This window comes from Micromonospora sp. LZ34, from assembly GCF_052981855.1.
Window position 1 is genome coordinate 1 of record NZ_JBRIQN010000125.1, and the last position, 3,401, is coordinate 3,401.

Annotated in this window: 2 protein-coding genes; both read left to right on the forward strand. The window is 64.2% G+C overall.

Annotation, left to right across the window (positions count from 1 at the left end; all coding sequences use genetic code 11):
* Positions 1 to 153: 153 nt before the first annotated feature.
* Complete coding sequence (locus tag ACVCAH_RS37630) at positions 154 to 1,479, forward strand: carbohydrate-binding protein (protein WP_447140974.1); 1,326 nt, start codon at positions 154 to 156, stop codon at positions 1,477 to 1,479.
* 246 nt (positions 1,480 to 1,725) lie between these two features.
* Positions 1,726 to 2,919, forward strand: a complete 1,194-nt coding sequence (locus tag ACVCAH_RS37635; protein ID WP_447140975.1) for a nickel/cobalt transporter — start codon at positions 1,726 to 1,728, stop codon at positions 2,917 to 2,919.
* Positions 2,920 to 3,401: the final 482 nt, after the last annotated feature.

Genomic DNA, 3,401 nt, shown 5'->3' on the forward strand with positions numbered 1-3,401 from the left:
CACCAACTGCTAGCCCCGCAGCCGGGCGTGCTCATAAGGAAACCGCCACATTGGTTTGACCAACAGGAACAGGACCGGTCGCGCACACAATCGTCGACCCGCGTGCGATGGCGGGTTGCGGTTCAATCCCACTGATTGAGGATGGAGGAAAGGATGAGAATCGCCAAGATTATTGGTGGTCTCGGTGTCGCTTTGGCCATCTCGGCCAGTCTTGTGGCAACGGCCTCGTACGGGCAGGTGCCGCGGGCGCGGGCGCAGGCGCAGGCCGCAGAAAACTTCACGCTCGTGATGCTGCCGGACACCCAATATGCGTCCGAGAGTTGGCCTGAGGTGTTCAGGGCGCAGATGCAGTGGGTGGATGACCAGCAGTCCGCCAGCAACATTAGATACGTGCTGCATGTAGGTGATGTGGTCGACAACTCCGACCAACAGTACCAGTGGGACAACAGCAAGAGTGCGATGGGCCTGCCTGCCGATGACGTGCCCTATATCATCGGCCCGGGCAATCACGACTTGGACTCGACTACCACCCGCGCCGCGACAAGGTACAACCTCAATTATCCGCGGGCTACCTTCACTGGGCTGCCCTCGTTCGGTGGGACATACCCCTCCACCCAGAACGACAACGCCTACCACACCTTTACTGCTGGCGGCGTGGACTGGTTGGTGGTGGCGTTGAAGTACGCGCCCAACGATTCAGAGATCGCCTGGGCGAATCAGGTGGTGTCCGCGCACCCGAAGCACAATGCCATCCTGGTCACCCATGCCTACCAGAACGGCACCACAAAGGATGCCAACGGAACCAAACTGTGGACCAATCTGGTCAGCAGACACGCCAATTTCCGATTCACGTTCTCCGGCCACTACGTCAACGCCGGTGTGATCAGTCAACAGGGCGTGAACGGCAACACCGTCCACCAGATCCAGGCCGACTACCAAAGCCTTTCCCAACGCGACCCGAACAGCTACATGCGAGTCATGACGTACAACCCGACTACCGACACCTTGGACGTCAAGACCTACTCGCCCTATCTCAATAGGTACATGACCGACGCGAAAAACCAATTCGTCCTCAACAACATCAACCCCGTCTCTCCGGCGACCGGATCCCGTACCGAATTCGAAAGCGGCACGTGCGACGGCACGATCGACTCCAACCAAGCCGGGTTCTCGGGCACCGGCTTCTGCAACACGTCCAACATGGTCGGGGCGGCTGCACAGGTCACGGTCAGCGCGGACACGTCGGGTGCGGCAAAGCTGACGTTCGGTTACGCCAACGGCGGCAGCTCGGATCGGCCCACGACGGTCTCGGTCAACGGGACCACGGTTGGCACACTGCCGTTCCCACCCACCGCCGCCTGGACCAACTGGGCGACGACCACCGTCAACGTCAACCTCAACGCCGGCAACAACACGATCCGCCTTTCGGCGACGACGGCCGGCGGCGCACCCAACCTTGATTACGTTGACGTCGCGTAATTTCCCGGCAACACCGGCTTGGACCGGTTGGGACACGGCTTCGGCGAATGTCTTGATCGGTCCCGGCAGCCACACGATCAGGCTGACCGCCCACCACCGCCGACAGCGGGCCTAACCTCGACCGGATCACCCTTCGAAAACAGCCGTCGATGAAGTCGACGATCTCAACCCGTGTGCGCCGGGGGCCAGCCCCGGCCCCCGGCGCACACGTCCGCAACCTCCGCGCATGAATCGGGAGTGTGCCTCGTGATCACCACGATCCTGCTCAGCGCAGCGATCGCCGCCCACCCGCTGGACCCCTTCTCGGTCGACCAGCTTGTCGAGCTGACGATGCACAAGGATCGCATCGACGTCGTCGCCGTGCTCGACCTCGGCAAAGTGCCGACCAAGCAACTAACGCCGGACTGCGCCGAATTCGCCTCTCAGTTCGACATGCGCATCGGAGCCGAGCCCCTGCAATGGACTGTCCAATCACAACTAGCGGAGCGGCAAGGAGCTGCGGGCCTTGAGACCAGCCGGCTCACTTGCAAGCTGTCGGCCCCCGCTGCGCTGAGCGCACCGACGACCGTCTCAGTGGTGAACCGGTACCTGCCCGATCGCGTGGGCACTAACCAGATTGTGGTGGTCGGCGTGGGCGTTTCCCCACCGACCGACCAGCCACATTACGAGCGGTCGGCCGAGTTGACCGTGCGGCCCGGTGCTGACACGACCCGTCCCGCCGCCGACATCACTTCTGAGCGCAGTTGGCTGCAGCGCGGCGAGGACTGGCTCGCCGGTGCCATCGGAGATCCTACCCCCCTTGTCTTGTTGCTCGCTGTGCTCGTGGCGGCGCTTCTGGGTGCCGCACACGCGGCACTTCCCGGGCACGGCAAGACCGTGATGGCCTTATACCTAGCCGGCCGGCAAGGACGGCGGCGGGACGCGGTCATCGTGGGCGGCACCGTCACCCTCACCCACACAGCCGGCGTGCTGATCCTGGGCGTCGCCACGAGCACATTGGCCGGTCTGGCCGCGGAATCCGTGCTCAAATGGCTCGGCGTGGCCAGCGGCGTCCTGATCACACTCGTAGGTATCGGCATCCTCATCGGCGGCTTGCGCCATCGGCATGCCCACCAACACCACCGGCCGCACCATCACCACGACCACCGCCGCAAAAGCCTTACGGCCCTTGGCATCGCCGGTGGCCTTGTCCCCAGCCCCACCGCCCTGGTCGTCCTGCTCGGCGCGGCCGCACTCGGCCGCCTCTGGCTCGGCATCGTCCTGATCATCGTCTATGGCTTGGGTATGGCGGCGACGCTCATCGCTGCGGGACTGTTGCTACTGCGGGCGCGCGACCGCTGGGCGTGGCTTGGCCGTCTTTCCGTGCCAGCGGAAGCCACCGGATCGGTCATCATCGTGCTGGGATTCGGCCTTGGCGCCCGAGCCGCGCTCGCCCTTTAAGCCCGCAATCCATTTTCGAGTTGTGCCCATAGGAAAAGACGTCCTGCCCGGACCGCTCACCCGCAACGCTCATCGATCAGCTCGCCACCTCGGGTGCCCAAGCGGACAGCAAGGTCAGCGAGATCGCTAGGGTAACGGGATCGTAGCGACGGTGGGCAGAGTCGGCCAGCCACTAGCCCTTCCTTTAAGGAGTTCGAGTGCTACTCAAAGGACCTTTTGAAATGCGATGTGTGCTCGCCACCGCTCTCGTAAGTCTTTCGCTTGCGGGAGCATCTGCATGCAGCGAGCCGGCACCGGATGCGTCCGCCGGCGCGAGCAGTGGTGGGAGCCCGGCCGCGTCCACCGGCCCGAGCAGTGGTGGGAGCCCGGCCGCGTCCACCGGCCCGAGCAGTGGTGGGAGCCCGGCCGCGTCCGCCGGAGCGGGGGACTTGAAGGCCGCGTGCGACGTCGTGACGAAGGCTCGTAAGACGGCCCGCGATGCG

What these genes read in the sequence shown, in the direction of transcription:
- ACVCAH_RS37630 (WP_447140974.1), top strand. Translation starts at nt 154, where the DNA reads ATGAGAATCGCCAAGATTATTGGTGGTCTCGGTGTCGCTTTGGCCATC.